This window comes from Pontibacter rugosus (assembly GCF_042678745.1).
GTDB lineage: Bacteria > Bacteroidota > Bacteroidia > Cytophagales > Hymenobacteraceae > Pontibacter > Pontibacter rugosus.
In genome coordinates, this window is record NZ_JBHTLD010000240.1 from 1 (window position 1) to 6,520 (window position 6,520).

A 6,520-nucleotide genomic window follows, 5' to 3' on the forward strand; every position below is an offset into this window, starting at 1 on the left:
ATTAGGTGTGAAGAAGTGTGGAAAGGTGCGTAAGAGAACGTGTGAAATGGATTGAACACGTTACACAGAAAACTATACAAGAAGAAAATCGATATATTTATTGCCTGATAAGGCAGACCCACAAACACAAAATTTAAAACATGCTTTTAAACGTAGACCTAACCTTACCCTTTCATGAACCAGTGTTAATCTTTACACTGGTACTCCTGATCATACTGGTAGTGCCGATAATTCTGACAAAATTCAGAATACCTAGTATAGTAGGTTTAATAGTAGCAGGAGTAGTGGTGGGACCAAATGGTCTGCACATACTGGAGAGAGATGCGAGTATCGTATTGTTTGGAACCGTAGGCTTATTGTATATCATGTTTCAGGCGGGGCTTGAAATAGATATGATAGACTTTAAGAAGTATAAGGTAAGGAGCCTTGTATTCGGAGCCCTAACATTTTTAATACCTATTTCTATAGGCACAATAGTGTTTCTATACATCCACGGATATGAAATAAAGCCAGCCATACTGCTTGCCAGTATGTTTGCACCACATACGCTGTTAGCCTATCCTATAGTAAGCAGGCTGGGCTTAAGCAAAAATGAGGCTGTAACATTAACGATAGGAGGAACACTGGTTACAGATACGGCAGTGCTGTTTGTACTGGCTATTATCATCAACTCCACACAAGGTGATACAAACCTTTGGTTCTGGGTACTGATGATTATAGAGATGATCATATTTGTGGTGGTGGTGCTTTGGCTGTTTCCAAAAATTGCGAAATGGATGTTTAAGCAGTTGGAAAGTGAGAAGGGTGCACAATTTATATTTGTACTGACGGTGATATTTGCTGCGGCATTTTTATCTGAGTTAGCCGGCATGGAAGCGATTATCGGAGCTTTCTTGGCGGGGCTAGCCTTAAACCCCCTCATCCCGCATACATCAGCATTAATGAATAGAATTGAGTTTGTAGGTAATAACATCTTCATACCGTTCTTCCTGATCAGCACTGGAATGCTGGTGGACCTGAAGGTGCTGTTCACGGATACAAATGCCATACTGATAGCAGGAACGATTGTAATACTTGCCCCACTAACAAAATATGCAGCTGCATACCTGACACAAAAGATATTTAAATTCAGCGTACTTCAGCGTAACCTGATTTTTGGATTGAGTAGTGCACATGCCGCCGCCACCCTAGCTGTAGTGCTGGCAGGGTATGAAATCGGCATAATAGGTGAAAGTGCATTAAACGGAGCAGTAGTATTGATACTGGTGTCAAGTATGATAAGCTCGTTTACAACAGAGAAAGTAGCGCGAAAACTGGCTATACTTGAAAGCAGAAGAAAGCCGGATATAAGCGAGAAACCAGACCGCATAATGGTACCTATCGGCAACCCTAAAACTATAGAGAGTCTTATTGATTTGTCTATTATGTTGCGGAATCCAGACCATAGCCAGCCAATATACCCGCTAGCGGTGGTAATAGATAACGAGCACGCAGAAGAAGAAATCTACAAGAAAAACAAAATGCTGCAGGAGGCAATTACGCATGCCTCTGCTACAGATAATGATGTGCAGCTGGTATCCAAAATTGATGTGAACGTGCCAAGCGGTATCATGCGGGCAATTAAAGAGCTGATGATAACAGAAGTGGTGCTAGGCTGGAACGGCAAAATAACCACACGAGATCGCATATTTGGAACCGTACTGGATAATTTGCTGGATAATACAGAGCAGATGGTTCTTGTTTGCAAAATAATTCAACCGCTGAATACAACAGGAAGGTTAATTGTGGTAGTACCAACCAATGCAGAATTAGAAAGAGGCTTAATGCGCTGGATCAGGAGCATTAAGTTGTTATCGACCCAGCTAGGTGCTAAAATAATTTTCCGAGGCCGCAGACGCACGTTGAACAAGCTTAAAGGGATAGTGAACGAGAGTAAGCCAACCGTAGAAGCTGATTACGTACCATATAACAACCTTAATGAGTTTACAACCACGAAGTCAGAAATAATGGATGATGACATGGTGATTGTGATATCAGCCAGGAAAGGAACCATATCGTATAACAGCAACCTCGACTATGTACCGCGTGTTTTATCAAGAGACTACAAAGAGAACAGCTTTATTGTGATATATCCCGAGCAGTACCCAGTATACCAAAGTGTGCCTGTAAAAGGCTTGCCTGTGAGCTATGACAAAGGGAGAGAGGACAATGAAATTTAACTATGACCTTGACTTCAAAAGCATAAACTTTAGAGAGAATCCAGAGCTGTATCGTGTAGGAAAGGGAGAGCAGGGAGTGCTGCTGGTAGAGCCGTACAAATCAGAAATACTGCCGCATTGGCGGTTTAAGACACCAGCGATAGCTACTGCATCATCAGAAAAAATTTATACCTTGTTTAAAGAATACCTGTCGCAGAACGATTTTGTAGGTGCTGATATGGCTCGTAAATTTCTGCAGATGGGCTATACACGCAGCAGGCGCTATGCAAACCACAAATCAGGCAAGAAATATGAGGGGCCAGTTCCGGATGATAAAAAGGGACAAAGCGGCGCGCACGGCAGGGCAGAACTTCCAAGAGAGCAAGATCCGGTTAAAGCGGAATCAGCCAGCATCTTTAAGTTGAAGTGGGAGCAGGCAAAGGAGAATGAAAAGTATAAAAGGCTGATGATAAACTTTAAAGAAAAGTATGAGCAGCCAGAATCTGAGTAAAAGATAAACCTACAAAAAAGTAAAACTCGTATCTTTGCATATATAAACTTTAACTGAAAAATGATCAATAAAGACATCAGGTTAGGCAAGGGGCTTGGCAAGATCAAGTTTGGCCTGACAATGGAAGAAGTAGAAGAATTGTTAGGGGAACCTGAAGAAGTAGAGGAATCTGATGAAGAGGATGAGTTCGAGCATCAGGCCTGGAATTATTGGGAAGAAGGCTATTCTTTATACTTCGATAAAGAAGATGATTATCGCCTGAGCTGTATCGAAACAGCTAACCGTGAGGTTCAGATTTGGGGTGATCGTGTATTCGAGATGAGCAGGGAGCAAGTTTTAAGATTGTTCGCTGACAACGATATCACAGATCATGAAGAGGAAGATGCAGAAACAGGAGAAACACGCATTTCGTTTGAGCGGGAAATGATCGATCTTTATTTTGATGAAGATCAATTAATAGCTATCAACTTCGGAGTGTTCATCAATGATGACCTGGAAGTAATGTGGCCAGAAAAATAAAGTAGGATAAACTACTCAGTATAATGAAATCCCCGGCCTTATAAAGCCGGGGATTTTTTTGTTGCATTGATAAGAGCCTTTCATGCTATCATTTTTGCAAGCGAAAGCAGGAGTTTGAAACAGGCTCGTGAGAGGAATAGCTAAAAGATAAGGAGGAGCAGTGGCTGTTAAAGCCTTTCAAAGTATAATTTAAATCCATACCACAACAAAAAAGCCCGACACATGTGCCGGGCTTTTAAGATATAGAACGAATATAAAAGCCTATTTAAAGAAGAAATTCATCAGCTCTTCTTGTATAACAGGGTTGATGGCAACTGCCAGAATAATAGATATAACTAAACCAATGGTAACTGAAAGTACGTCACGGCCAATCAGGTTGAAGGTTTTACCAAGTTTAGTTGATCCATCAGAGCGTAAGCGCATACCTAATTCTCTACCGGCAAGCAAGCCTACAAACACCCAGGTAGTACTCATTGGGATGTTGTTCAGCTCTTTGAAGTAATAAAGGATAATAGAGTAAACTAAGTCTATAATAGTGGCACTACGCACATCACGTACTTCAGATTTCTCGTTGATGATGTTCTGGATTTTCTCGCCACGCTTAAAAAACATAAAGCCTAAGCCGATGAAGATAAAGCCAGCAAAAGCCGTAAACTCCCACCCATTAAGCTGGCGGGGCAGGTAAACAGCAATGTTGGCAAGGTCCTGTGCTAACCAGGTGTGCCATAAAAAGCCACTGATTACCCACTGTGCAATAACCCAGGCTCCATGTGCTTCTCCTTTTACAAAGCGTTTGATAACTTTAGTAAGGAGGATGTAGATAAGGAAAGCAGCAACGAAGGCAGCCACATAACCCATTAAGCTTTTGCTAACCATACTGATGATGGCACCTGAACTTACTGTAAACACGCTAAGGAGCATGAAGGTAGTAGAAACAGGAATGCGGAATCGAGTTAACAGCAGCAATACAATAGGTGCGGCGAGCTGCAGATAAACAAAATTATCGATCGTTTGGTCGAATCCTTTAGAAGACAAGCGCTGGTAAGTTACGTCTCCATCGAAAGTAGCCCAGCTGTAGTAAACAGTACCTATAAAGATAGAGCCCATAAACAGCCACTGCCAATACCATTTCTTGTCTTCGTTAGAAACAATAAAAGTACCGATCGTCTGTATACTATCGTTAGCGATAGCAGAGTAGCCTGCAAAGGCAAACCCTACCCACATAGCAATAGAGGCGTACGGATAAACTAAACCGGCAAGAATAAGAGAGAAAGCAATAAAATACAGGAAGTTTTTCTCCTTGCGGATATAGATGTCAACCTGGCTGTATCGTTTCCTGAACTTGTATGGCTTAATGGGAGCCACATGTTTTTTGCCTTTTTTATTTTTGGCCATTTTTAAGAAGTTGGTAATGAATCAAAAAACGGTGCAAGTTAGTGCAAAAAGGAGTGAGGCTAGGTAAGCCAATGTTAAGAAATTGTTAACACAAGTAATAAAGCCCACTGAAGACGTGCCAGAGCTATTTTTATTGACCTAAGTAGAAAGTATAAGATGTTGTAGACGAGGGGAGGAAGCTAAAAACAGTATATTTACTGTGCATTATCATCCGTTAAAAATTATCTTTGCGCTATGGCGACACAAGAAAAAACACCTGTTGAAAACGCTCAACTGAAAGATATCATCTCGCACGCGAAGGAGTATGGCTTCATATTCCCGTCAAGCGAGATTTACGATGGCCTGCAAGCCGTGTACGACTACGGCCAGATGGGCGTAGAACTGAAGAACAACATAAAGAACCTGTGGTGGAAAAGTATGACGCAGCTGAACCAGAATGTAGTTGGTTTGGATGCGGCTATCTTTATGCACCCGCAGGTTTGGAAGGCATCGGGCCACGTGGATAGCTTCAACGACCCGATGATTGATAACAAAGACTCGAAGAAGCGCTACCGTGCCGATGTACTGATTGAGGAGAAAGCCGCGCAGTACGAGAAAGAAGGCGATGCAGCGAGAGGAAGTGCTTTAACTGCTGAGATGGGAAGGTTATTGGAGGCTGAAGACCTGGAAGGCGTACGTGAGCTGATCATCCGTGAAGATATCAAGTGCCCTGTTTCGGGTACTGCCAACTGGACAGAGGTTCGCCAGTTTAACCTGATGTTCTCTACGCAGATTGGTTCTGTGGCAGAGGATTCCCAGACAATTTACCTGCGCCCTGAAACAGCCCAGGGTATATTCGTGAACTTCCTGAACGTGCAGAAAACAGGCCGTATGAAAGTGCCTTTCGGTATTGCACAAATCGGTAAAGCCTTCCGTAACGAGATTGTGGCGCGTCAGTTCATCTTCCGTATGCGTGAATTTGAGCAAATGGAGATGCAGTTCTTTGTGCGCCCTGGCACGGAGATGGAATGGTATGAGCAGTGGAGAGATAACCGCCGCAAGTGGCACGAGGCAATCGGCGTTCCTACGGATAAGCTGCGTTTCCACAATCACGACAAACTAGCGCATTATGCAAACGCTGCTCTGGATATAGAGTTTGAATTCCCTTTTGGCTTTAAAGAGGTAGAAGGTATCCACTCCCGTACCGATTTCGACCTGACCCAGCACCAGGAGCTAAGCCGCAAGAAAATGCAGTACTTCGACAACGACCTGAACGAGGATGGCAAGCCGTATGGTAATTATGTGCCTTACGTAGTGGAAACATCCGTAGGAGCTGACCGTCTGTTCCTGATGGTGCTTTGCAGCGCTTACCAGGAAGAAGAGATCACTGAAGGAGAAAGCACCAAGAACAGAACGTTCCTGAAGCTGCACCCTGCCCTTGCTCCAGTTAAAGCCGCTATACTTCCCATCACAAAGAAAGACGGTTTGCCAGAGAAAGCAACAGAGATCTTCGAAGAGCTGAAGTATGATTTCAATATCATCTACGAAGAGCGCGACAGCATTGGTAAGCGTTACACGCGCCAGGACCTGATTGGTACCCCATTCTGTATCGCTGTAGATCACCAGACGCTGGAGGATAACACTGTAACCGTTCGTGACCGCGATACACGTGAGCAGGTGCGTATGCCAATCAGCGAGCTACATGGCTACATCAACAAAGCCGTTAGCTTCAAGAGTGTATTTGAGAAATTAGCTTAAGTATAGCTTATACTTCAAGCCAATATAGGAGGCAGCAGGGAATTAATCCTTGCTGCCTCTTTCTTTTAAGTATGTGCTTTAAAAATTAATTACTGTAAGTGCAATAGTTATGTTAAGTAAAAGTAGTGCTTAACTGTTAAAAATTACCTCGGAAACATAG

5 protein-coding genes are annotated in these 6,520 nt (G+C 43.0%); 4 read left to right on the forward strand and 1 reads right to left on the reverse strand.

The genetic code is table 11. The annotated features are described in order from the left end of the window. Positions 1 to 140: 140 nt before the first annotated feature. The 3 genes from ACFQ2O_RS18760 to ACFQ2O_RS18770 are packed head-to-tail and all read left to right on the forward strand — an operon-like array spanning position 141 to position 3,228. Positions 141 to 2,219, forward strand: a complete 2,079-nt coding sequence (locus tag ACFQ2O_RS18760; protein ID WP_377531552.1) for a cation:proton antiporter — start codon at positions 141 to 143, stop codon at positions 2,217 to 2,219. Next, complete coding sequence (locus tag ACFQ2O_RS18765) at positions 2,188 to 2,709, forward strand: DUF4385 domain-containing protein (protein ID WP_377531557.1); 522 nt, start codon at positions 2,188 to 2,190, stop codon at positions 2,707 to 2,709. The genes ACFQ2O_RS18760 and ACFQ2O_RS18765 overlap by 32 nt, the downstream gene beginning before the upstream one ends. Before the next feature lie 60 nt (positions 2,710 to 2,769). Then, a complete protein-coding gene (locus tag ACFQ2O_RS18770) occupies positions 2,770 to 3,228 on the forward strand; it encodes a hypothetical protein (RefSeq protein WP_377531561.1) in 459 nt (152 codons plus the stop codon). A 261-nt stretch (positions 3,229 to 3,489) separates the two neighbouring features. On the opposite strand, the gene ACFQ2O_RS18775 is transcribed toward ACFQ2O_RS18770, so the two are convergent. After that, positions 3,490 to 4,623 carry a hypothetical protein gene (locus ACFQ2O_RS18775; protein ID WP_377531565.1) on the reverse strand — a complete coding sequence of 378 codons (1,134 nt, stop codon included), beginning with the start codon at positions 4,621 to 4,623 and terminating at the stop codon, positions 3,490 to 3,492. A 234-nt stretch (positions 4,624 to 4,857) separates the two neighbouring features. On the opposite strand from ACFQ2O_RS18775, the gene ACFQ2O_RS18780 reads away from it, so the two are divergent. Next, the gene (locus tag ACFQ2O_RS18780) at positions 4,858 to 6,360 is read left to right on the forward strand and encodes a glycine--tRNA ligase (RefSeq protein ID WP_377531568.1); all 1,503 of its coding nucleotides are present in this window, start codon (positions 4,858 to 4,860) and stop codon (positions 6,358 to 6,360) included. The last annotated feature ends 160 nt before the right edge of the window (positions 6,361 to 6,520 follow it).

What these genes read in the sequence shown, in the direction of transcription:
- ACFQ2O_RS18760 (WP_377531552.1), top strand. Translation starts at nt 141, where the DNA reads ATGCTTTTAAACGTAGACCTAACCTTACCCTTTCATGAACCAGTGTTA.
- ACFQ2O_RS18775 (WP_377531565.1), bottom strand. Translation starts at nt 4,623, where the DNA reads ATGGCCAAAAATAAAAAAGGCAAAAAACATGTGGCTCCCATTAAGCCA.
- ACFQ2O_RS18765 (WP_377531557.1), top strand. Translation starts at nt 2,188, where the DNA reads ATGACAAAGGGAGAGAGGACAATGAAATTTAACTATGACCTTGACTTC.
- ACFQ2O_RS18780 (WP_377531568.1), top strand. Translation starts at nt 4,858, where the DNA reads ATGGCGACACAAGAAAAAACACCTGTTGAAAACGCTCAACTGAAAGAT.
- ACFQ2O_RS18770 (WP_377531561.1), top strand. Translation starts at nt 2,770, where the DNA reads ATGATCAATAAAGACATCAGGTTAGGCAAGGGGCTTGGCAAGATCAAG.